The organism is Chelatococcus sp. HY11, from assembly GCF_018398335.1.
Classification (GTDB): domain Bacteria; phylum Pseudomonadota; class Alphaproteobacteria; order Rhizobiales; family Beijerinckiaceae; genus Chelatococcus.
Genome location: NZ_JAHBRX010000001.1, coordinates 3,620,388 through 3,643,203 on the forward strand (window position 1 = coordinate 3,620,388; position 22,816 = coordinate 3,643,203).

The 22,816-nt window shown below is 64.8% G+C and carries 19 protein-coding genes; 2 read left to right on the plus strand and 17 right to left on the minus strand.

Annotation, left to right across the window (positions count from 1 at the left end):
- Nucleotides 1-100: 100 nt before the first annotated feature.
- The 13 genes from KIO74_RS16540 to KIO74_RS16600 all read right to left on the minus strand — a co-directional run bounded on the left by KIO74_RS16540 (nt 101) and on the right by KIO74_RS16600 (nt 13,780).
- Nucleotides 101-931, minus strand: coding sequence for an alpha/beta fold hydrolase (locus KIO74_RS16540; RefSeq protein ID WP_213332898.1), 831 nt, complete (start codon nt 929-931; stop codon nt 101-103).
- Nucleotides 932-1,177: 246 nt separating this feature from the next.
- Nucleotides 1,178-1,831 (minus strand): hydrolase, encoded by a 654-nt coding sequence (locus KIO74_RS16545; protein WP_213332899.1) that lies wholly within the window; start codon nt 1,829-1,831, stop codon nt 1,178-1,180.
- A gap of 127 nt (nt 1,832-1,958) precedes the next feature.
- On the minus strand, nt 1,959-2,579 hold the full coding sequence (locus KIO74_RS16550; RefSeq protein ID WP_213332900.1) for a response regulator transcription factor: 621 nt from the start codon (nt 2,577-2,579) through the stop codon (nt 1,959-1,961).
- Nucleotides 2,576-4,195, minus strand: coding sequence for a sensor histidine kinase (locus KIO74_RS16555; RefSeq protein WP_249731024.1), 1,620 nt, complete (start codon nt 4,193-4,195; stop codon nt 2,576-2,578). Before KIO74_RS16555 ends, KIO74_RS16550 begins: the two co-directional genes overlap by 4 nt.
- Nucleotides 4,196-4,442: 247 nt before the next feature.
- Nucleotides 4,443-5,597, minus strand: coding sequence for a mandelate racemase/muconate lactonizing enzyme family protein (locus KIO74_RS16560; RefSeq protein WP_213332901.1), 1,155 nt, complete (start codon nt 5,595-5,597; stop codon nt 4,443-4,445).
- A 39-nt stretch (nt 5,598-5,636) separates the two neighbouring features.
- The gene (locus KIO74_RS16565; RefSeq protein ID WP_213332902.1) at nt 5,637-6,332 is read right to left on the minus strand and encodes a GntR family transcriptional regulator; all 696 of its coding nucleotides are present in this window, start codon (nt 6,330-6,332) and stop codon (nt 5,637-5,639) included.
- On the minus strand, nt 6,329-7,348 hold the full coding sequence (locus KIO74_RS16570; RefSeq protein ID WP_213332903.1) for an ABC transporter ATP-binding protein: 1,020 nt from the start codon (nt 7,346-7,348) through the stop codon (nt 6,329-6,331). Before KIO74_RS16570 ends, KIO74_RS16565 begins: the two co-directional genes overlap by 4 nt.
- A complete protein-coding gene (locus KIO74_RS16575) occupies nt 7,345-8,349 on the minus strand; it encodes an ABC transporter ATP-binding protein (RefSeq protein ID WP_213332904.1) in 1,005 nt (334 codons plus the stop codon). Before KIO74_RS16575 ends, KIO74_RS16570 begins: the two co-directional genes overlap by 4 nt.
- Nucleotides 8,350-8,354: 5 nt before the next feature.
- Nucleotides 8,355-9,176 carry an ABC transporter permease gene (locus KIO74_RS16580; RefSeq protein WP_213332905.1) on the minus strand — a complete coding sequence of 274 codons (822 nt, stop codon included), beginning with the start codon at nt 9,174-9,176 and terminating at the stop codon, nt 8,355-8,357.
- Nucleotides 9,163-10,113: an ABC transporter permease gene (locus KIO74_RS16585; protein ID WP_213332906.1), complete on the minus strand. Its 951-nt coding sequence runs from the start codon at nt 10,111-10,113 to the stop codon at nt 9,163-9,165. The genes KIO74_RS16580 and KIO74_RS16585 overlap by 14 nt, the downstream gene beginning before the upstream one ends.
- Nucleotides 10,114-10,163: 50 nt before the next feature.
- Nucleotides 10,164-11,699, minus strand: a complete 1,536-nt coding sequence (locus KIO74_RS16590) for an ABC transporter substrate-binding protein (protein WP_213332907.1) — start codon at nt 11,697-11,699, stop codon at nt 10,164-10,166.
- A gap of 141 nt (nt 11,700-11,840) precedes the next feature.
- Nucleotides 11,841-12,059: a hypothetical protein gene (locus KIO74_RS16595; protein ID WP_213332908.1), complete on the minus strand. Its 219-nt coding sequence runs from the start codon at nt 12,057-12,059 to the stop codon at nt 11,841-11,843.
- Nucleotides 12,060-12,187: 128 nt separating this feature from the next.
- The gene (locus tag KIO74_RS16600) at nt 12,188-13,780 is read right to left on the minus strand and encodes an isocitrate lyase (protein WP_249731346.1); all 1,593 of its coding nucleotides are present in this window, start codon (nt 13,778-13,780) and stop codon (nt 12,188-12,190) included.
- Between the two features lie 453 nt (nt 13,781-14,233).
- On the opposite strand from KIO74_RS16600, the gene KIO74_RS16605 reads away from it, so the two are divergent.
- Entirely contained in the window at nt 14,234-17,371 is a 3,138-nt protein-coding gene (locus KIO74_RS16605; protein ID WP_213332910.1) for a UvrD-helicase domain-containing protein, read from the plus strand.
- A 270-nt stretch (nt 17,372-17,641) separates the two neighbouring features.
- Here KIO74_RS16605 and KIO74_RS16610 read toward each other — a convergent pair whose 3' ends face one another.
- Together KIO74_RS16610 and KIO74_RS16615 are read right to left on the minus strand one after the other, a co-directional pair.
- Complete coding sequence (locus KIO74_RS16610) at nt 17,642-18,535, minus strand: alpha/beta hydrolase family protein (RefSeq protein WP_502762116.1); 894 nt, start codon at nt 18,533-18,535, stop codon at nt 17,642-17,644.
- Nucleotides 18,536-18,719: 184 nt separating this feature from the next.
- The gene (locus KIO74_RS16615) at nt 18,720-19,781 is read right to left on the minus strand and encodes a serine hydrolase domain-containing protein (protein WP_249731025.1); all 1,062 of its coding nucleotides are present in this window, start codon (nt 19,779-19,781) and stop codon (nt 18,720-18,722) included.
- A gap of 238 nt (nt 19,782-20,019) precedes the next feature.
- Here KIO74_RS16615 and KIO74_RS16620 point away from each other — a divergent pair, with 238 nt between their 5' ends.
- On the plus strand, nt 20,020-20,475 hold the full coding sequence (locus KIO74_RS16620; protein ID WP_249731026.1) for a helix-turn-helix domain-containing protein: 456 nt from the start codon (nt 20,020-20,022) through the stop codon (nt 20,473-20,475).
- Nucleotides 20,476-20,529: 54 nt separating this feature from the next.
- On the opposite strand, the gene KIO74_RS16625 is transcribed toward KIO74_RS16620, so the two are convergent.
- Together KIO74_RS16625 and KIO74_RS16630 are read right to left on the minus strand one after the other, a co-directional pair.
- On the minus strand, nt 20,530-22,596 hold the full coding sequence (locus KIO74_RS16625) for an HlyD family type I secretion periplasmic adaptor subunit (protein WP_213331219.1): 2,067 nt from the start codon (nt 22,594-22,596) through the stop codon (nt 20,530-20,532).
- Nucleotides 22,596-22,775 (minus strand): hypothetical protein, encoded by a 180-nt coding sequence (locus tag KIO74_RS16630; protein ID WP_213331218.1) that lies wholly within the window; start codon nt 22,773-22,775, stop codon nt 22,596-22,598. The genes KIO74_RS16625 and KIO74_RS16630 overlap by 1 nt, the downstream gene beginning before the upstream one ends.
- Nucleotides 22,776-22,816 lie beyond the last annotated feature (41 nt).

Genomic DNA, 22,816 nt, shown 5'->3' on the forward strand with positions numbered 1-22,816 from the left:
GCAGAGAGAGGAGGGCGGCGCCGCCATGCTCAGGGCTGGCGACACCCGCCGATTGGCCGGCGCCGAAGGGCAACCAGCCAATTGGACCGGTTTTCCCGCCTTACTGCGCGATGAAAGCCAGGAGATCCGCGTTGATCACATCGGCGTGTGTCGTGCACATGCCATGCGGGAAGCCCGGATAGACTTTCAGGGTGGAGCCCTTCACGAGCTTGGCCGACAGCGGCGCGGAATCGGCGAAGGGGACGATCTGGTCATCATCGCCGTGCATCACCAATGTCGGAACCTCGACGGCTTTGAGATCCTCCGTGAAATCGGTCTCGGAAAAGGCCTTGATGCCGTCGTAATGGGCCTTGGCACCGCCGGCCATGCCCTGGCGCCACCAGTTCTCGATCACACCCTGGGAGACCTTCGCGCCGGGGCGGTTGAAGCCGTAGAACGGACCGGCGGGGACATCGAGGAAGAACTGGGCGCGGTTGTCGGCCAGGGCCTTGCGGAATCCGTCGAAGACCTCGATCGGTAGCCCGCCCGGATTGGCATCCGTCTTCAGCATGAGGGGCGGCACGGCGCCGATGAGCACGAGCTTGGCGACGCGGCCCTTGCCGTGTCTGACGGTGAAGTGCAACGCTTCTCCACCGCCTGTCGAATGCCCAATGTGAACCGAGTTCTTGAGGTCGAGATGCTCGACCACGGCCGCGGCATCGGCGGCGTAGTGGTCCATGTCATGACCGTCCCAAACCTGCGTTGAGCGACCGTGACCGCGTCTGTCATGGGCTACCACACGATAGCCCTTAGCAAGGAAGAACAGCATCTGCGCGTCCCAATCATCGGCGCTCAACGGCCAGCCGTGGTGGAACATGATGGGCTGTGCGTCCTTGGGACCCCAGTCCTTGAAGAAAATTTCGACGCCGTCCTTGGTGGTAACGCTTGGCATGGAGGTCAATCCTTCACTCGAATGATGGAGTTTCCACGACCCGCCCGTGCGGGCCGCGACGGAAGGTACGAGAGGCCTGTTCCAAGGCAATCGATCCGGCCCTGCCATCCGGCCCTGCCATGAGACCATGCGCCCTGATCGGACATCGCTCAAGGCCGAGTAGCCTGCAGAACCTTCACTCTTGCCCGATCAAAGTCCCGGAGTGGTGAACACTTCACCGAATTTCAACCCGGGGCAATAGGGTGCTTAATGTCCCTCGGAAGCATCGAACATCGACTTGGCGTAGATAATACCAAGACCGTACGCTCCGCCGAATTTCTTGGCGATGCCCGTTGTTAGATCGTAGGTCTCCGACCGGGCCCAGTCACGCTGGAGTTCAAGAAGATATTGCAGAGATGTCATCGGCACCGCGCCAGCCTGGACCATACGTTCCATGGCGCGTTCATGCGCCTCCGAGGACACATCACCGCATGCGTCCGCGATGACCGCGACGTCGTAGCCCTGTTCGAGGGCAGATAGTGCGGGTCCGACGATGCACACGCTCGTCCAGAGACCGGCGAGGACAATCCTCGATGAACCGATCTCATTGACCCGCGCAATGACCGCGGCGTCTTCCCAAATATTCATCGACGTCCGATCGAGCATCGGTTGTCCGGCGAAGGCCTCGATAATCTCGTCGAACATCGGACCCGAGAAGCTTTTTTCAGCAACCGTCGTGAGGATCGTCGGCACCTTGAAGCCGGCGGCCGCCTGGGAAACCAGCGCCGCGTTATTGCGCAGCGCGACGGCGTCGATGGATTTCGTCGCAAAAGCCATCTGCGACTGGAAGTCGATGAGAATGAGCGCGTGATTGCTGGGATCGAGCAGGCGCTTACCGGGTGTGGGCGTGGCGGTCGGCATGGCTGTCCTCTGCGAGCGGCAGCTTCATTTTAGGAAATCTCACGGCAAGGCGGCAATTGTCTACTCATGTAGGTGCCATTGAACTTGAGTATAGGGTGGCAGAGGGCGATCCTGCGGGCTCGATCCGCTAGGCCTTGGCAGGATCCGTCGCGAGACGGTCGACGATGCGTACGAGGTCGGGGAGCGTCCTCGCCTGCATCTTCGTCATGATCTGGGCGCGATGAACCTTCACGGTCACTTCGCTCAGCTTGAGATCCATCGCGATCTGTTTGTTCATCAAGCCGCTTGCCACAAGGGGCATGATCTCCCGCTCCCGGGGTGTCATCAATGCGTATCGATCGCGCAATTCCGTGATTTGCCGATCCTGAGCGAGACGGCGGCGGTCCATGTCGATACCGTTGTGGACCGCGTCGAGTAGATCCTGATCCCGGAAAGGCTTCATCAGGAACTCAATCGCGCCGGCTTTCATGGCGGCTACCGACATCGGGACATCGCCATGGCCGGTGATGAAGACGATCGGCGTCAGGATGCCGTTGCGTGCGAGTTCCCGCTGGAACTCCAGGCCGCTCACGCCTCGCAACCGGACATCGAGGACAAGGCACGCGGGCAGGGGGGGCCGGGGCGCCTCCAGGAAGGCTTGCGCGGAATCGAACGTCAGAACCGCGTGGCCTTCGGATGCGAGAAGGCTTTCGAGGGAGGCTCTTACGGACTGGTCATCGTCCACGACATAGACAACGGAATCCGTCATCGCTCCACCTGCGCGTCCCTATCAACAGTCTTCGGCCCTGCCGCCGACAAAATGGCTGCAGGCAGGGAGAAATGGAAGACGGCCCCGCGCGGGAAATTCGGCGTGACCCAGATGCGCCCGCCATGGGCCTCGATGACGGATCGGCAGAACATCAAGCCCATCCCCATGCCACCCGGTTTCGTCGAAACGAACGGATCAAACACGCGATCCGCGATAGCATGCGCGACGCCGGTTCCATTGTCCTCCACGCTGACCGTGACCACGCCATATGTGTCGCGCCGCGCGCGCAGAATGACGCGCCGGGAGCGCTCTCCGCCCGCCTTCACCGCGTCGATGGCGTTCTCGATGAGATTGCGCAGGACATGATGCAGCTGGGCGCCATTGCCGTTCACGGCGGGCAATTGCGGCTCCAGATCGACTTCAAGATCGATGCCACCGTGGTTCGCCTCGGCGGACGCCGTTCTCACGGCCTCCAACACCACCGCGCCCAAGTCAACTTCCGCGCGCTCCTGCGTACCCTTGCTGAACATGGCCCGGATGCCGGCGACGACCTTGTTGGCGCGATGCCCGTCATCCACGATGCGCCGCAAGGCGGCATCGGCCTTGTCGACCTGCGGCTCCTGTCTGGCCAGCCAGCGCAGGGCGGCCGAGGCATTGGTGATCATGCTCGTGAGAGGCTGGTTGATCTCGTGGGCGATCGATGCCGACAGGGCTTCCATGGCGGTCAGCCGGTTCTGACGGGCGCGCCGCTCAGCCGCGATCGTTTCCACGAGCCTTCCCTGGACGCGCGCGCTTTCGGAGAGGAGAACGAGCAATATGACGCTGGCGGCGACAAGCCCGTAAATTCGTCCTGTCCACCAGCCCACGCTGAGCCGGATGGCGCCTCCGAGATAGGAGATCGTCAACAACTCGATGAAGAGCGAGAAGAGAACGAGACATACCCAGATGTCCAGGGGTGCGCGACGACGCCACAGCAGAAGGACGATGTTGACGCCGTAGAGAAAGAGAGCAAGCCCGGGCACGTAGAACCATAGAGAATCAACCTGCCGCGCATCCAGCATGAGCGTGGGAAGCCCCCGGTGATTGACAAGGATCGCTCCTGTCAGCAGCCCTGCGGCCAGGCAAACGCCGACGATGCTGGCCGCGATCGCGCGCCCGGGCGACATGCTCATCCGGTCGCAGACTGGTGCGAGGGCATAAGCCAGGATGGAAAGAGGAAAGGCCAGGCGCCGAAGGGCAGCAACCGCCGCGGTTGCCTGGAGGCCGAAGTCGATCCCGAGGCTGCCGAAGACGCCCGGAAAGGAAATCGCCCATGCGGGTATTGTCAGGGCGGAGAACAGATAGCCCGATGCCAGGAGCAGGAGCGCACCCGTGCGTTGGGCGTTGAACAGCGCGAACAGGAGCGCTGCCGTCATCAATTCCAGGATGAACGTCGCCGCGGCATAGGCCGGAAGCAGGGCCTCCGTGCCATGCGTGGGAAGGCGCGCGAATGGCATGGAAACGGTCAGGGCCAGCACGAGGCCCAGCGAAATGCACGCCGCGAGCAACGCCTGAACGCGCGTCGCATGCGCGGGAGCCACAATATGATCGCCCTTGGCCAGAAGCCTCTCCGTCAACCCTCACGCCGGACGCCACCGGACGCGGGCGGAGGGGAAGAGCAAGAGGCGCCTCTCACCGTCCACGCAACGCGGGGCGGCGCCAAAGTTGACCGAAGACAGGCAATTGTCCAGTCACACGTTCAGCTTGGGATGCGGTGCCGAAACCGTCGATCAAGCGCCTGCGAGGGGATGGCGGTCCAGCCCTATGCACGGGATCGCCGCGGCGCGGCACGGCGGGGCGTTGTTCACGCCTTCGGCGCTCGCCTCACCAGTTGGTATGGGAGCCGTCGTCGCGCTTCAGATGGGGCATCTCGACGAACTGGAACGCGCCGGCCTTCGCCAGGGCCTCCTCGTCGATCTCGATGCCGAGGCCCGGCGAGGTCGGCACGGGATACATCGTGCCCTCCAGCTGCGGGCGGCTGCGGAAGATGCCGCTGTCGTACCGCCGATACTCCTCGCCGGGCGTCTCGCGGCATTCCAGCCATGCGAAATTCGGGACGGCCGCGGCGAAATGCACGCTCGCGGCGATGCAGATCGGCCCGAGCGGATTGTGCGGCATCAGGTCGATGTAATGCGCCTCGCACCATCCGGCCACCTTCATCGCCTCGGTGAAGCCGCCGACATTGCAGACATCGAGCCGCGCGTATTCGGTCAAGCGCTGCTCGACATAGGGCAAGAACTGCCATTTCGAGGAAAACTCCTCACCAACGGCGAAGGGCACGGTCGTCAGCCGGCGCAGAGCCGCATAGGACGCCGGATCCTCGTCGCGGATCGGCTCCTCGACGAAATCGAGCGTGCCGGCCGGCATCCGTTGGCACAAAGCGGCGGTCTCCGCCACCGTCAGCCGATGATGCAGGTCAATGCCCAGGCATACGCCGATACCCAACTCCTGACGCAGGCGTGGCAACCACTCGACGTAGCGCGCAACGGCTTCCCAGGGTTCGAAACGCGCGCCCGGCGCGCCGACATCGACGAGCAGGCGAATGCAGGTCCAGCCGGCATCGCGCACGGCGCGGCCGCGCTCCAGCACCACATCGAGGGTGCTGCCCTTCAACGAGGCGAAGGTGGGCACATGGTGGCGATGCCGGCCGCCGAGCAATTCATAGACCGGCACGCCGAGCGCCTTGCCCTTGATGTCGTACAGCGCGATGTCGATGGCCGAAATGGCCGCCGTCAGAACGCGGCCGCCCTCGAAATACTGGCTGCGGTACATCTCCTGCCAGAGCGCGCCGATGGCGAAGACATCCTGCCCGATGAGAAATTTCTCGTAGTGCTCGATCACGCCCATGACGGCGCGCTCGCGCGTGGCGAGGCCGGATTCGCCCCAGCCGTGGATGCCGGCGTCCGTCTCCACCTTGACGAGGAGTTGATTGCGATCGCCGATGCGGACGGGAAAGCTGCGGATTGCCTTGATCTTCACAATCTTACTCTCTGCTGGATGGACGGGGCCGACGGGCTGTCATCGAAGCTTGAACCGGGCCAGCGCGTCATCGCGCGAGCGCTGCACATGCTGACGGGCCAGCCGGCCGGCGGTTTCGACATCGCGGGCCTCGATGGCGGCGACAAGCTGGTTGTGTTCGTCGATGATTTCGTCCAGGCGCCCTTCGGCATAGCCGGTCTGCCCGCGCAGGGAGTAAATCAGCTCCCAACCCTGATCGAGAATGCGCGCCGCCTCGGCGTTGCGCGCCAGGTCGGTGATGCGCCCGTGAAACGCCAGGTTCGCCGCCATGAGGGCGCGAAAGTCGCCGCTCGCCGCCATCTCAGCATGTTTGACGGCGAGAGGACGCAGGCTTGAGAGTTCGGCATCGCTCGATCGTTCGATGGCCCGCCGGACCAGAAGCTCCTCGAGCATCATGCGGATATCGAACATGTTCTCGATGAACTGATGGTCGATCTTGCGCACTGCCGCGCCCCGGTTGGGCTGCAATTCGACGAGCCCTTCCGAACTCAGCTTCACCAGCGCGTCGCGGATCGGCATCTGGCTGACGCCGAAGCGATCGGATAGTTCACGCAGCTTGAGGCGCGTTCCAGAGGGAAGGTTTCCACTCAGGATCTCGTCGCGCAGGCGCTGCGCGAGCCGTGCCACGATCGTCTCGCTGAGCAGACGATCGTCTTCTCCGCCGGTTGCCGCGGTCGCGGCCGCAACCATCGTCATGGTGTCGCTCCTCCGGTTGCCTCATCGTCTACCCAGGCTGGCAGGCCGCCCCGTGCCCGGTGACAAGCGACCTGGTGCCCGGCTCCCTGTGCGGCGAGGGCGGGATCGCTCCTTCCGCATAGACCCGGGCGGAAATGCAGGCAACGGCCGGCGAACAGGCAGCCCGGCGGCTCGGTGAGCGGACTGACCGGCTCCCCGCGCAAGACGATACGCTGCGGCGCCGGCCGGTCTCGGCTCGGATGCGGGGCCGCCGACAACAGGGCGCGCGTGTAGGGATGCAGCGGGCGGGCGAACAGCACATCCGCCGGTGCCACTTCGATGATCCGTCCAGCGTGCATCACCGCGATCCGATCGGCGAAGCGCCTGACCACGCCGAGATCGTGGGTGATGAAGAGATAAGCGAGCTTGTAGCTGCGTTTCAGGCTGCCGAGCAGGTTCAGGATCTGCGCCTGCACTGACACGTCCAGCGCGGAGACGGCCTCATCGCAGATGACCAGTTGCGGCTGCAGGGCGAGAGCCCGCGCGATGGAGATGCGCTGGCGCTGGCCGCCGGAGAGCGCCGCGGGGAAGCGCTGCAGCATGTCGGCGTTCAGTCCCACCTGAGCGATCAGGGCCTCGACCCGGCGGCGCCTTTCCTGGCTGTCGCCGACGCCGTGCACCTTGAGCGGCTCGGCCAGGATATCGGCGATCCGCTTGCGACGGTTGAGCGAGGAGTAGGGATCCTGAAACACCATTTGCAGGCCGCGCCGTACACGGCGCATGCCGGCTCGATCCGCCCTCAGGATATCGATGCCATCGAAACGCGCCTGTCCCGCTGCCGGCACGAGCCGCGTGATGGCGCGCGCGAGCGTGCTCTTACCGGACCCGGATTCGCCGACCAGAGCGAGGGTCTCGCCCGCCTCCAGGGTGAGGGACACCTTGCGCAGCGCGCGGATTGGCGTGGGCGCGGCGAAGGGGTGCGGGCGTGGCCCGCGCAATGTCACGGAGACATCATTGAGTTCGAGAAGCATGCTCATGCCGGCACCCCGGAATTGAACAACCAGCAGGCGACGTCGTGCGCGGATGCGCCGGGAACGGTTGCCATTGGCGGACGTGTGGCGCAGCGCTCAAACGCGCGGGGACAGCGCGGGGCAAAGGCGCAACCCGGCATGTCGGGTCCGTTGGCCGGCGGTGTGCCTTCGATCGTGCGGAATTCCACCCCTTCGCCCGTCCAGAGGCTCTGCACGCTGGCGAGAAGCCCGGCGGCATAGGGATGCGAGGGGCGATCCAGCAGCGCATCCGCCGGACCGATCTCCACCAGGCGTCCCGCGTACATCACGGCCACCCGGTCCGCGATACGGTTGAGGAGCGCGAGATCATGGGTGATCCAGATGAGGCTGAGGCCGCGTGAACGCCGGATTGACAGGATGAGGTCGACCACCTCGGCCTGCACCGTCGCATCGAGGGCCGTCGTCGGCTCATCGGCGATCAGAAGCTCGGGATCGCAGGCGAGCGCCATGGCGATGGTGATCCGTTGCAGCATGCCGCCAGAGAACTGGAAGGGATAGAAGGATAGCCGCCGCTCGGCATCGGTGATGCCGACTTCCCCGAGGAGGCGCAGAGCCCGCGCACGCGCCGTCCGCGCGTCGAGACGCAGATGTTGGCGCATGTGGTCGGTGAGCTGACGCTCGATGGTCAAGACCGGGTTGAGGGCGACCATGGGGTTCTGAAAGACGACGCCGATCCGCCTGCCGAGCACGCCGGCTTGCTTTCCGTTCAGCTTGCCGAGATCCGTGCCGTCGAGCCGCACATGGCGCGCCTCGACTTCGGCGGTTTCCGGGTCAAGCAGGCCGACCGCGCCCATCGCGGTCGTGCTCTTTCCGCTGCCGGATTCACCGACGATGCCGAGCGCCTCGCCGGGCGCGAGACGGAAGGACACGTTGTCGACGGCGGTCTTTCCGCCAAATCGCACGGTGAGACCCTCGACCTCGAACGAGGCGCCGGTCGACACCGGGACCGTCTCTGCCGCTGGGGTCATGACCGTCATCGCTGCGGATCCAGTCGCATGCGCAGGCCGTCCGCGGCGATATTCAGCGCGAGCACCACGGCGGTGATCGTGAGACCGGGCGCCAGCGCGTACCATGGGGCCGATACCGTATAAGCGCGGGAGTCGCTGAGCATCGCGCCCAGCGATGGACGCGGCACCTGTACGCCAAGGCCGATGAAGCTCAGCCCGGCTTCGGTGAGGATGGCGATGGCGAAATAGAGCGTCGCCTGCACCACGACCGGCGCCAGGATGTTGGGCAGAAGATGGCTCATCATGATCCCCAGCGGGCCGACGCCAACAACCCGCGCCGCATCGACATAAAGTCCTTGCTGTTCCGAAAGAGCCGCGCCACGGGCGATGCGCGCCATCTGCGGCACACCGACGATGCCGAGCGCGATCGTCGCGCTGACCGCGCCGGGACCTATGATCGCCGCGACGCCGATGGCCAGCAGCAGAGACGGGAACGCCAGCAGCGCATCAAGGCCGCGCATGATGACCGAGTCGCTCCAGCGGCCGAAATAGGCGGCGGCGAGGCCGAGCGGCACTCCGATTGCCAGCGAGGTCAGGACGGCCGCGCCCGCGATGACCAGCGAGACCTGCAAGCCCCAGAGGGTTCGCACGAAAATGTCGCGACCGAACTGGTCCGTGCCGAACCAGGCATGGAACGAGGGCGGCATGAGGCGCGCCGTCGACATCTTGGTGTAGGGCGCGAAAGGCAGCGCGGGTGTCAGAAGCGCCAGGGCCCCGACAATGATGAGAAAGGCGACCGCGATCAGGAAACCGCGCCTGCCCCGGCTCCTTTGATCAATGCTGGGCATGGCGAATTCTCGGATTGAGAAGCCCGTAGAGCAGGTCCACGATGAGATTGGCGAAGACAAAGCCGAAGACCGCGATCAGCAGAACCGCCTGGATGACGGAATAGTCGCGGTTGCCCATGGCGGAGACGAGCAGGGAGCCCATCCCCGGCCAGGAGAAGACGATCTCGACCAGCGCCGCGCCGCCGATGAGATTTCCGAGAAGAATGCCGGCGGCCGTCACGGTTGGGATGAGCGAGTTGCGCACGATGTAATCGCGCGTCACCACAGTTCTGGACAGCCCCTTGGCATGGGCGGCGCGCACATATTCGGCGCGCCGCGTTTCCTGGATGCTGTCGCGCAGAAAGCGCATGATCACCGGCGCGTTGGCGATGGCGAGCGTCGCCACCGGCATCGCGAGGCTGGCGAGCGCGGCGCCCACGCCTTGGGAAAAGGGCACCCGTCCGGCGGGCGGAAGCCATTTCAAGGACACGCCGAAAACGGCGACGAGCAGCATGCCCGTCCAGAACATCGGCGCCGCCAGCCCGAGCGCCGCAACCGCCGAGATCAGCCGGTCCAGCAGGGTATCCGGGCGAAGGCCGGCCAGGATGCCGAGCATGCCGCCCAGCAGGAGGCTCGCGAGAAGACCGCCCATGGCCAGTTCGAGGGTGGGCGCGATACGCTCGCCCATGATGCGCGACACCGGCAGCCCGCTGACCATGGACCGGCCGAGATCACCCGTGAGCAATGCCCCGAGCCACTTCACATATTGCGTGGCATAGCTCTCATCGAGCCCAAGCCGGCTTCTGACGGCCGCAATCGTCTCGGCGGTGGCGTCATTGCCGGCCAACATGGTAGCAGGATCCCCCGGCGACAGCCGCATGCCGACGAAGATGAGCAACGACGTGATGAGCAGAACGGGAATGGCCTGAAGAAGCCGTTTCAGGATGAAGCCGAACATGGATGATCCGCGATGCCGGAATAAACGGTCGTCGACGCGTGCCGGGGAAGTCAGCGCGTGACGTCGACCTGCTGCAACTGCGAGAAGCCGGAGCCATCCATCTCGAAGTTCTTGACGCCGTCGATCATCGGGATGGGCCGGAACTCATGGGCGAAGGGCAGCATGAAGGCTTCATCGGCGATCAGCTTTGAGATGTCGGCATAGATCGCCTTGCGCTCGTTGAGATCGAGCGTCTTGCCCGCCTTCTCCACGATCGCCTCGAAGGCCGGGCTCGTGAACTTCGTACGACCCTTGGTCGGCCCGTAGATCGCGCTCGGGATGATGAACTGCGGATCGTTGCCGCCTTCGATGTAGTTGTGCAGCAGCATGTCGAAATTGGCGCCGAGGATGAGTTCACGCGCCTTCGCCGGTTCATAGGTGGCGATGTTCAGGGTGATGCCGAGGGCCGCCAGATCCTCTTTCAGGATCTGAGCCGTATCGACACTGCCGGGCGCGTAGGAATCGGTGGAGGTGTTCACCGTCATGGTGAAGGGACCGACGCCGGATTCCTTCATCAACGCCTTGGCTTTGTCGAGATCATAGCCACACAGCTTGTCGACGGCCGGCGCATAGGCCCAGTGGCTTTCGGCCCAGGGTTGGCAGCTCGGCGCCGCGAAGTCGTTGTAGACCACCGAAGCGATCATCTCGCGATTGATGGCATGGGAGATCGCCTGGCGCACCAGCTTGTTGTCCAGCGGCGCGCGCGACGTATTGAGGGCGAGATAATGGCTGCGCGGCGCGCGCTTGATGCGCTCGATCTTGGTGCCGGCGGCATCCTTCAACTGGGCCAGCGCGAGGGGGCCGGCGGTATAGAGGACATCCACGGCCCGCGTCTGGAGCAGAGCCGCGCCGGCGGCGTCATCCGGCACGATACGCACGGTGATGCGATCGGGCTTGGTGCGATCGTTGCTCCAGTGGTCGGCGAAGCGCTCCATGGTGTAGGACACGCCGGGCGTCCAGTTCTTCATGACGAACGGGCCGCTGCCGGCGTCCTGCTGGGCGATATTCCCGACCGTCTTTTCGTCGAGTATGAACAGCGCGCTGAGGAGATCGTAGAGGCCCGGCGCCAGCGACGACAGGGTGAGCTTGACGGTGCGATCATCGAGCGCCTCGACATCCTTCACCGCGCTCAGGCGCGCGAGGAGGTTCGCGGCATTGGCCGGATCGAGGTGATAACGCACGCTGTAGACCACATCCTGGGCGGTCAGAGGCCGGCCGGAATGGAACTTCGCCGGGCGCAGCTTGAAGGTGACTGACAGCCCGTCCGCCGAACGCTCCCAGCTTTCCGCGAGCGATGGACGCGGCTGTCCGTCAGGTCCGATTTCGACAAGCGTGTCATAGAGCTGGTGCAGATAGGACGTATTGGGCGCGGAAAAGCGCGTGGGATTGAAGCCCAAAGGGTCCGCGCCCTGCGCCAGGACCAACTCCGTCGCCGCGTCCTTGGCCGAAACTTGAGCCGAATTCTGGGCCGATGCCATGTGTGGCCACGCCACGCAGGCCAATGCCGCCAACGCGATCGCTCTCTTGAGAGCCGGCTTGTTGAACATGTGAAATCCTCCCTGAGCCGCTTGAGCAGCCTTGGGAGTTGAATATTTGATAAAATATGGAGCGTCAACAGATTTGATAAAATATTGAATTAGTGCGATCCCTCCCCTTTAAGGGAAGGGATCCACCTCAACCGTATGATTCTAGACTCCATCCCCATGGGCGGCTTCGTTGATGACGAGTGTGGGCATCTTCGAGAAATCGACGGCGACTGGGCCGGTCGGGCCAATGGCAAGCTGCAATGTGCGGATCACATGGACGAGCCGGCTGACCGTTTCGCGTGTGGCCGGCGCATCCTCATCCAGGTCAAGCGGTTCGAGGCAATAGCCGATGATCTGCTTTGGTCTTTCATAGGAGGTCATCTTCATTCTCCTGTCTTCATTCTTGGACATTCGCGTGGGGCGGAGACGGGTGGCTTGCGGCACCGGCCTCCGGAACTTCGGTCGACCGGGCCTTTGTTTCCGCTCGACCGCGCCGCCACCGTGACGAGTCAGGCCGCCGCGAACTGGTTCATGGTGTTGGCGTGGCCGCCCGCCTTCAGGGCACGCTCGCCCGCGACCATTTCCTTGAAGCTGTCGCCGAGATCGGAACCGACCTCGTGCTGATGCTTCACGGCCGAGATGCCGCGTCGGATTTCCTCGCGCTGCACCGTGTTGACGTAGGCCTTCATGCGGTCCGCGCCGAAGTAACCCTGGGCCAGCTCGTCGACGCTCTTGGCCGTCAGATGGAAGGTCGGCAGGGTAATGAGGTTGTGGAACACCCCGGCTTGCGCCGCGATATCGACCTGGAAGCGGGCAAGCCGGGCATCGGCCTCATGACCGAGCTCGCTGTCGTCCAGTTCAGCCTTCATCAGGGCGTTTCCGTCGGGATAGGCATCCGCCGTGATCCGGCCTTCCGACAGCCACTCGGCCCGCACCTGCTTGCGGATGTTCAAGGTCCAGTTGAACGACGGCGAATTGTTGTAGGCGAGTTTGGCGCCCGGCGCCGCCTTGCGGATCTCGCTGACGATCGATGCGATTTCGGTGACATTCGGCGTGTCGGTCTCGATCCAGAGCAGGTCCGCGCCGCCGTCATTGATGAACGCGATGCAGTCCTCGATGACACGCGCCCGTCCCGAGCCTTCGCGGAACTGGAAGAGGCCGTTCGCCAGCCGCTCCGGCCGGACCAGCTGGCCTCCCTGCCACAGCGCGACCTCGCCCTCGCGCAGGGGCTTTTCCTCGGTCACGGGCTCCGTCCTGAGCCATTTCGTATATTCGGCAGCGAGATCGCCGGGCCGCTGGCTGACCGGTATCTTCTGGGTCAGCCCCGCGCCCAGGCTATCCGTGCGGGCGACGACAATGCCGTCGGTCACGCCGAGTTCCTCGAAGGCGAGGCGGCAGGCCCGCAGCTTCTCGATGAAATCCTCGCGCGGGACCGTGACCTTCCCGTCCTGGTGGCCGCATTGCTTGGCGTCCGAGACCTGGTTCTCGATCTGCAGGCAACAGGCCCCGGCCTTGATGAGCTCCTTGGCGAGCAGATAGGTCGCATGCTCATTGCCGAAGCCCGCGTCGATATCGGCGATGATCGGCACGACGTGGGTCTCGAAGCCGTCGATCGCCGCGATCGCCTCGGCCTCGGCCTCCGCGTCGCCGGCGGCGCGCGCCGCCTTGAGCGCACGAAACAGGTCGTTCAGAGCCACTTCGTCAGCCTGGCGCAACGAGACGTAGATCTCCTCGATCAGGTCGGCGACGGCCGTCTTTTCATGCATGGACTGATCGGGCAGGTGGCCGAAGCGATTGCGCAGCCCCGCGACCATCCATCCCGACAAATAGACATAGGCGCCACGCGCGGTGCCGCGCAGCCGCTTGACCGATTTGATCATCTGCTGCGCATGAAACCCGGACCAGCAGCCGAGCGACTGGGTGAACTGCGCGCTGTCCGCGTCGTACAGCGCCATGTCGCGGCGGACGACAGTGGCCATGGCGCGCGCGATGTCGAGATGGGTATCGAAGGTGTTCTGCAAGCGAAGCTGCACGATGTCATCGACCGTGATGCCACCGGGGCCGACGCCCGAGGGATAGCGGGAGAGAGCCTCGGCCCTCAGGTCGGAATAGCGCTTCAGCGGGTGGTCGCCGGTCTTGGCGGCGACCACCGTCTCAAGGCGCCCGGCGGACGCGAAACGGGGACGATCTTGACGAATTTGGTCCAACACGGCTGTCTCCTCATTCCTGTCGGAGCTGGATTTGTACATAGATTGACAGGATGCCGCCGAGAGGCAAGAACTTATTGTAAATCAACATGTTAAGTTGAAAATTGATGTCAATCGCGATGGCGGGATGTGTCAATTTTGTAAAGATCCGCGCGTCCTTACAGCGCCATCCAGCCTGTCATCCGGGGCAGTCTGAACGGGATCGTTATCGGCGATTTCCAGCTATTTTCGCAGGGGCGTCCCGCGTCGAGGAACCCATGATGCGGGGCGCTGGAGAAAGGCTCCCGCAGGCGCTAGTGTCGACGACGGCCACACGTCTCACGGGCGCAAGACAGTCGACCAGGTGCAATGATTTTTCACGCCGACCTGCATATCCATTCCAAATATTCCCGCGCCACCAGTCGGGACCTTGATCTGGAGCATCTGTTCTGGTGGGCGGCGCGCAAAGGCATAAGGGTCGTCGGCACCGGGGACTGCGTGCATCCGGCTTGGCTTGCGGAGATCAAGGACAAGCTCCAGCCGGAAGGCAACGGGCTTTTCCGGCTGAAGCCCGAGATCGAGGCCGCCCTTTACGAGACCTTGCCGCCCGTTTGCCGGCAGCCGGTCTCGTTCATGCTCTGCACCGAAATCTCGACCATCTACAAGAAGGGCGAGAAGACGCGGAAGGTCCATCACCTCATTTATGCCGCCGATCTCGATTCGGCGGACAGACTGGCGGCGCGCCTCGCCCGCATCGGCAATATCGCCTCGGATGGGCGGCCGATCCTCGGCCTCGATTCGCGGGACCTCCTGGAGGTCACGTTGGAATCGGGGCCGGATTCCTACCTGGTCCCCGCGCATATCTGGACGCCCTGGTTCGCCGCGATGGGCTCGCAATCCGGCTTTGACTCGATTGACGAATGCTACCGCGATCTCAGCCAGCACATTTTCGCGGTCGAGACCGGGCTGTCCTCCGATCCCGCGATGAACTGGCGCATCTCCTCGCTCGACCGGTTCCGCCTGACCTCCAATTCGGACGCGCATTCTCCCGGCAAGCTCGGCCGCGAAGCGACGCGCTTCGCCTGTGCACCGGATTACTTCGCCATACGCGGCGCCCTGGAGACCGGCGAGGGCTATGTCGGCACGGTCGAGTTCTTTCCGGAGGAAGGCAAATACCACATGGACGGCCACCGTGCCTGCGGCGTGCGGCTCGACCCCAAGGAGACGATCGGGCTCGGCGGTCGTTGCCCCGTCTGCGGCCGTCCCGTGACGGTGGGTGTCGCGCATCGCGTCGAGGCACTGGCCGATCGCGAGGAGGGCGCCGTGACCCCGGCCACGGCGGGCAAGGCGTCGAGCCTTGTCCCGCTGCCGGAAATCCTGTCGGAGATCGTCGGCAGCGGCGTTGCCTCCAAGAAGGTAGTGGGAGCCTATGACGGTGTCATCGCGGCGTTGGGCGCGGAATTGTCGGTGCTGGATGAACTGCCCGCCGAGGACGTCGCAAGGGTCCATCCGCTTCTGGGCGAGGCGGTGACCCGGCTACGCGCGGGCAAGGTCATCCGCAACGCCGGCTATGACGGTGAATACGGCGTCATCAAACTTTTCGAAGAGGGTGAGATCGACACGATCGCGGGCAACCGGGCCCTCTTCGACGATGCCCCTTTGCAACGCAGGAACCGCCCCCGGAAAGCATCGGCGGCAACACCGCCGGCCGCCGGGAGTACCGCGCCCGACCTGCCGATCCCGGAGGCGGCGTCCACCGCGGGCTCCGGTGAGGCGGGTGTTCTGGCCGGGCTCGACCCCGACCAGACATGCGCGGCCCGGGCCATTTCGGGGCTCTTGATCGTCCTTGCCGGTCCGGGCTCCGGCAAGACGCGCATGCTGACCCGCCGCCTCGCGCATCTCGTTCTGGAACGCGACGTGCCCGCCGTATCCTGCCTCGCGATCACCTTCACGCGGAAGGCGACGGAGGAACTGCGGGCACGCCTCGCCGCGCTTCTGGCGGAGGCATCGCGCGCCATTGCCGTGCACAGCTTCCATTCGCTGGGACTGGCAATCCTGCGTGCCCATGCCGATAGGGCAGGCTTCAGCGCGGACCTTCGCGTCGCCACCGACAAGGAATGGCAGGAGGCTCTGGCGGGCGCCATGGGCATCAGCGATGCGAAAGCGACGCGTCTGCGCAAGCTTGTCTCGGTGCGCAAGCGCGGCGAGGCGGCGGATCCGCGCGCTGACGCCTCAGGCCAGGGTGAGGAAGCGCAGGCGCGGGCCGTGCTCGAGCGGATAGGACGCGAACGCGACTGGGTCGATTTCGATGATCTCGTCGCCCTGTCGGCTGATCTTCTGGAACGGCATGATGATATCGCAAGCCAGTGGCGCGCGCGTTATCGGCATATCGTCGCCGACGAGTTCCAGGACGCCGACGCGCAGCAATATCGCCTGTTGCGATTGATCGCGGGCGAGAACGGCAATCTCTGCGTGATCGGCGACCCCGATCAGGCGATCTACAGTTTCCGTGGGGCGGATGCCGGCTGTTTCGCGCGTTTCCTGTACGATTTTCCATCGGCGCGCACGTTGCGGCTTGGCCGCAATTACCGCTCCAGCGGAACGATCGTGAAGGCCGCGACCGGCTTCATCGGGGCGCCGGACGCCAGCATCATGCGCCCGGCCGGGACAAAGATCACGGTCCATGTGGCGCCCGACGAAACGGCAGAGGCCGAATTCGTCGCGGCGACGATCGAGGCGCTGATGGGCGGGCATGACATGCTGGCGGCCAACCGCAACGGCGGTGGGGGCGCTGCCGGCAGCAACGCCCTCGGCTTCGGCGATTGCGCGGTGCTGTATCGCACGGATGCCCAGTCGGCCGCCTTGAGGCTGGCCTTCGACCGGGCCGGCATCCCGTTCGCCAAGAGCTCGCCGGCACCGATCGCCGGCCACCCCGGCGTACAGGCGATCCTTGCGGCGCTGGATGGCGTGGAAGGCGACATGCCGCAGCGCGTCGCTGACGCGGCCGAGATCGTGCGCCGCGAGGGAACGGTCGATGCGGCCACCCTCGCCGAGGCGAAAGGCTGGCTCGCCACGCTCGCTCCGTCCGATGCCGTCGTGGACGAGACGGCGCGGTTCGCCGAGGCGGTTGCCTTGTCGACCGAAGCCGATTTTCATGATGCGCGGGCTGGCCGCGTTTCCCTGCTCACCATGCATGCGGCGAAGGGGCTGGAATTTTCGGTGGTCTTCATCGTTGGCCTTGAGGCGGGCCTAGTGCCGTTTTCCTGGGGCACATCCTCTGTCGAGGACGAGCCCGCCACGGCTGAGGAGCGGCGCCTGTTCTATGTCGCCATGACACGCGCCAAGGACCAGCTGTTTCTCAGCCGGGCAACCGAGCGCTTCTGGCGCGGCGCGGTCCGCTCGCTGCCGTCCTCGCCTTTCCTGAACGAAATTGCCCCGGACTTGATGACCAGGGCCGGAAAAGGCGGAAAAAAGCGGCAGACCGCGCGGCAGCTTAGCCTGTTCTAGGGGCCATCGATATTCAGCATTCTCAGCTGTCATGGCCGGGCTTGTCCCGGCCATCCCGATGGATCGATGCGCCTTTCGGGTCGGGATCACCGGGGCTGGCCCGGTGATGACGGTGGTATCTCTTAGGCAATACTTGAATGTCGATTGCCCCCAGGGCGTATGGTCACTCGCCGCGATAAAGCCGCGGGAAACCATGACCGCGACCTTCGGCAAGGCCGACGCGACCACCTGTGTCTAACTCCGAGGGAGGCGTATTGTCCAAACAGCGGATTACAGCCCCACGACCTTCTGCGGCCATGGATTCACGCCATCCCTGAGCCAGAGCAGCGTATCGGTCCAGAAGTCGCCGGCGTGGCTGTCATGGAACAGCCTGAAGTGGCCGATGGCCTCCCGTCCATAGTCGGCGGGCGTCAGCGACACCATCGTTCGTGATGCACCGGTGTAGTAGCCAAGCGTGCGGCGCACGGCGGCGGGGGTCCCGAGTTCGTCATCGGTGACCGAGACGGCGAGGATCGGCGCTTTCACGGCGGCCATCCGGGCGAGCACGGACTTCCGCTCACCGCGTGGATGGCTGCGTTCGAACCGCGGCCCGCGAAAGCTCCATTCGTTCGCGACGCCGGCGGGCAGGTCCTCCAGCCAGCCGAGCCTGCGGCCGGGGAAATAGCCATGGAGCGCCGTGGCGGCGGGCATGGCGACATGCCACTTGAGGAAAAGGCCAAGCCGCCGGCGCGCGGCATAGTCTCCCCACCAGGCGTATTGAGCGCCGACGGTGAGCATTCGGTCGATCATCGATGCGCTGTCCGCGAGGCCGGGCAGGAAGCCACCGATGCTATGGCCCACCACACGGATCGGCGCGCCGTTCGCGTGCTCCAGCATGAAGCGCAAGGCGGCGTCGCAGTCTCGTTCGCCCCAGTCACGCCAACGATATCCACTGCCGCGCAGCCGGCCGGGACGTGATGCGCCGATGCCGCGATAGTCATAGGTGAGGACGTCGAAGCCGCGGCTTGCCAGGAATGCCGCATAGCGGTGGTAGTAACGCGCCAGTACTCCCGTCGCCGGATTGATGACGACACCGGCCAGGGGGCCGGTCGACGCCGGCCAGAGATGGCCACCGAGCCGCACGCCATCGCGGCAAGTGATGGTAACGGCCCCTCCGTTTGGGATGGGGGTGGACAGCGCGGCGTTGGCTGATGCTGTCGAAGGCAATGCGGTGTCGTCCAACGCGGTCTCGTTCAACGTGGTGTCGTTTTCGCGAGAGGCGATAGATCCGGGACATTGACAATGCACCCCGGTGTTCGCCCACCGTATCGATGGCAGTTCGCACGGACATGCAGGCCTTGCGCGGCCATCACGGGGCTGTGGCCGTGATCCCGCGCAGCATGGCTATGAAATTGCTCGTGCGGAGGGCCTTGTTTCTGTCCCCGCGCGCGACGACCTGCACGACGACGAGGTGTTTCGACGGCACGATGGCGATAAACTGGCCGCCAAAGCCGGAAGCGAGCGCCGCGCCTGGTCCGAAAACATCGGCCCGGAGCGTCCACCAGAGATAACCATACCCACGGCTGCCCCGATCCGTTTGAGAGTAGGCTGTCGTTGATTCCCGCACCCAGTCGGCGGGGATGACCTGCCGGCCGTTCCACTGGCCGCCGTCCACGAACAACTGGCCGAATCGGGCCGCGTCCCGCGCGGAGAGCGCGAAGGGATAGGCGGGATGAATGGACGGGGGCTCTGTGACGTAACGACCGTCCCCGATCGCGAAATCCTCCATGCCGATGGGCGCGGCGATGCGTTGCGCGAAGCTCTTGAAAAGGTCTTCGCCAGTCCTCTGCCTGTAGATCGTGGCGAGGGCATTGAAGTCCCAGTTGTTGTAGAACCAGAATGTGCCTGGCGCATGGCTGCCCCTACTGGGCCGCTTGCGTCTCATCTCCGCGGTCTCATGGGCGGCCTCGTGATAGACGCCGGAACGGGCCATCAGCAGATCACGGACAGTTGCCCGTTTTTCCGCGGCAGTGAGGGGTGGCGCCTTATCGTCCATGCCAAGATCGGCGAGGGAGGAGGTGAGGCTGATGTGGCCGTCGGCAACCGCGATCCCATAGAGGGCGCCAAGGAGGCTCTTGCGGACGGACGCAACCTCCACCTTGCGCGAAATATCCCCCCATCTCATGATGATTTTGCCATTTTGCACGATCATGAAGGCGGTCGGGCCGAGGCGGGCGACGTAGTCTTCCGCTGCTTCTATCTTCTCCTGTGACCATCCGGCCGACGCCGGGTGCGCCGCCTGCCATGGCTGGGCGGCAGCAGGCTCTGGCGACATCGTGATCAGAGTGCAGGTCAGGATGGCGGTTGCCGCCACGCGAAGCCGGATCAGGTGCCACGATATCGGCGAGCTTGAGATGTTAGCCCGGTCCAATTGCGGCTCCGTCGCGGCTTGCAGGTGAGAAGACGACAATAATCTCTGTCGAGCTTGAGTCGGTTCGACTATGGACTAATGCGTGCAGGCACGACACAGTGAATCGGGGGATATGTGATTTTTTGAGACGCCGGGAATCGGGCTTCACAAAACCAACTAGGATATAGCGACCATTATGGTGGGTAGAATTCAGCTTGATGAGAAGACCAAGAAGGCGCGCCAGCAAGGGGGAGTGTGGTTGCGGCGCCTGCGCGAGGAAGCAGGCTTGTCGCAGCGCGATTTGGCCAAGCTCATCGATATCGATTTTTATACGTTCGTTTCCCAGGTTGAAATCGGCAAGGGGCGCATTCCTCCGGAGAAGTATTTAGTCTGGAGCAAGGCCCTTAAGGTCGATCCGCATGAGTTCGCCATCAATATAATAAAATACTATAATCCGTTTCTCCACGATCTGCTTTTCCCGACCGCGGGCGCACGCGCGAAGGCCGGCGCATCGGCGAAATCACCGCTCCTCGATATCCATGGGCTGCAAGAGGAGATCCGCGAGCTTCAACGCCTGTTGGGGGAAAAAACGCTTGAGATAGCCCGGCTTCAGGTGCGCCTGAAGCAAAGCGAAGCGGACGCGCGGCCCGCCGCGGAAGAGCCGCCCGCCGATCCCGGCAAGAGCGCGCGATCGCGCGGGCGTAAGAAGGGATAATGTCGCGGGCTGGCTAGCTCGCCCTGGGCTTCCGCGCCATCTTCCTGGCTGCGGTCAGTGTTCCCTGAAGGCGCCGGTCATGGCGTCTGTGAGGGGTCTCATGAGGTAGCTCATGACGGTTCTTTCGCCGGTGTTGAAGATGATTTCGGCGGGCATTCCGGGTCTGAGGCGTCCCTTGAGCTCGGCGGGGACATCGGTGTCGGCGACGGAGATGAGGGCGAGGTAGTAGGGCTCGCGGGTCTGCTCGTCGACGAGGCGGTCGCGGGAGACGTTGCGCAGGGTGCCGAGGATGAGCGGCGTGGTGCGCGAGTGGAAGGCGGGGAAGCGGACTTCCGTCGAGGTCTCGGTCCTGAGGTTGTCGATGTCGGTGACCTGGACGCGGGCCTCGATGACGAGCTCGTCGTCCTGGGGGACGATCTCGACGAGGGTGTCGCCGGGGCGCACGACGGCGCCGACGGTGAAGACGCGCTGATTGATGTTCTGGGCCTCGCCGCCGCGCGGCGCGCGGATTTCGGTGCGGCGCAGGACGTCCTCGGTGACATTGAGCTTCTCGCGCATGTCGCCGAGCTTCTGGCGGATGTCGAGGAGCTGGGCGCCGACCTCCTCGATGAATTTCTGGCGGGTCTGGGTCGCCTGCAGGTTCATCTCGCCGATATTGTTCTGGGCCTTGGCGGCATCGGCGAGATTGCGGCCGACGACGCCGTCGAGGCGGGCCTTCTCGCGCTCCAGCGCCGACTGGCGGGACTTCGGGACGAGGCCCTTGAGGGCGAGGTCGCGGATGCCGACGAGCTCGTCGTTGATGAAGTAGAGCTGCTGCTCGGCGGACTTGCGCTCGCGGTCGAGACCGTCGATCTCGGCCTTGAGCTGGTCGACGCGGCCGTTGATGATGTTGATCTGGCCGGTGATGGAGGCGCGGCGGTCGTTGAACTGGGCGGTCTCGTCGCCGATGACGCGCTTGACCACCGGGTCGTCGGGATGATCGACGAGGAGGGCGGGGAAGGTGATCCTCGGGGCGTCGTCGCGCTCGGCGACGAGGCGGGCCTCGAGCGCCAGGGCCGCATAGACCTGGTTGCGGACGGCGTCGCGGTTGGCGAGCGCGGTGGTGTCCTCGAGGCGGAACAGGAGATCGCCGACCTCGACCTTCTGGCCTTCGCGGACCTTGATCTCCTTGATGATGCCGCCTTCCAGGTGCTGCACGACCTGGCGCTTGCTCTCCACGGAGATGAGGCCCGGCGCCACGACGCCGGCGTCGATATTGGCGAGCGCCGCCCAGCCGCCCATGATGCCGAAGGTGAAGACGATGATGGCATAGCCGGTCAGGGCGATGCGGCGGAAGTCACTGTCGGGCTTGCCCGGGGAACCGGTGCCGTCGTTGCCCGGAGCGCCGTCGCCGTTCGTGGTGCCGCGCTTGCTCTTGCCCAGGCTGAGGGCGGCATCGATGGCCTTTTCGAGAAAGGGCAGCTTGCGCCCGGCCTTGTCCGGCTGGGCGTTGGCGAGCGCGCCGGCGCCGCCGTGCCCGGGGTTGCCTTGCCCAAAATTGCCTTGCCCAAAATTGCCTTGCCCAGGATTACCTTGGCCAGGATTACCTTGGATGGCCTCATGCGCCGGCACCTTCACCGGCGTGATGGCGGCGAAGGGCACCGGGCCGCTGGCGCCGGGGCCATTTGTCTCGGAACCCGTTGTCTCCGGACCCCTGGCCAGCCCCCCTTCCGACGCGGCGGCTGCCGCCAGGCTGGCGGCGGGTTGCGCCGTGCCGGCCGCCAGGGGAGGGGCCGGCCGGCTCATGCCGGGCTGGTTCATGCCGGGCTGGCTCATGCCGGGCTGGCTCATGGCGGACTGGCCTGTCGCGGGCTGGCTTGAAAAAGCGGGCTGGTTTGCAAAAGCAGGCTGGTTTGCAGGAGCAGGCTGGTTTGGCGGAATGGGCTTGCCGAAGGTCAGCGGCCGTGGAAAGCGGGCGCCCTCGCTGTCGGCGCCGGCCGGGACGCCGCCGGGGGCGGGCGCCGCCAGGGGCCGCGAAGGTTGACCTGCGGCGGGTTGACCTGCGCTGGGCTGATTCTGAGCCTGCCCCGTCTGGGCATTGACCGGCTGGGCATTCACCGGGGGGATCTTCTGCTCGGACATCAACCACGCTCCAGCGTCACACACAGGCTCCGGCCGGCAGACAGCGCCGGAGAAACCACAGGAACCACAGCTGTACGGACCACGATGGCGGCCGGGACAGCGATCACATAGACACCGGCGCCGCCGCTTGCCAGAGGAAGCCCGCCGGCGCCGATCACATCGATGTTAGTCGCGGGCATCCGCGGCCGGCTTTCGGCCTCGGCGCGGTATCGCCGCTCTG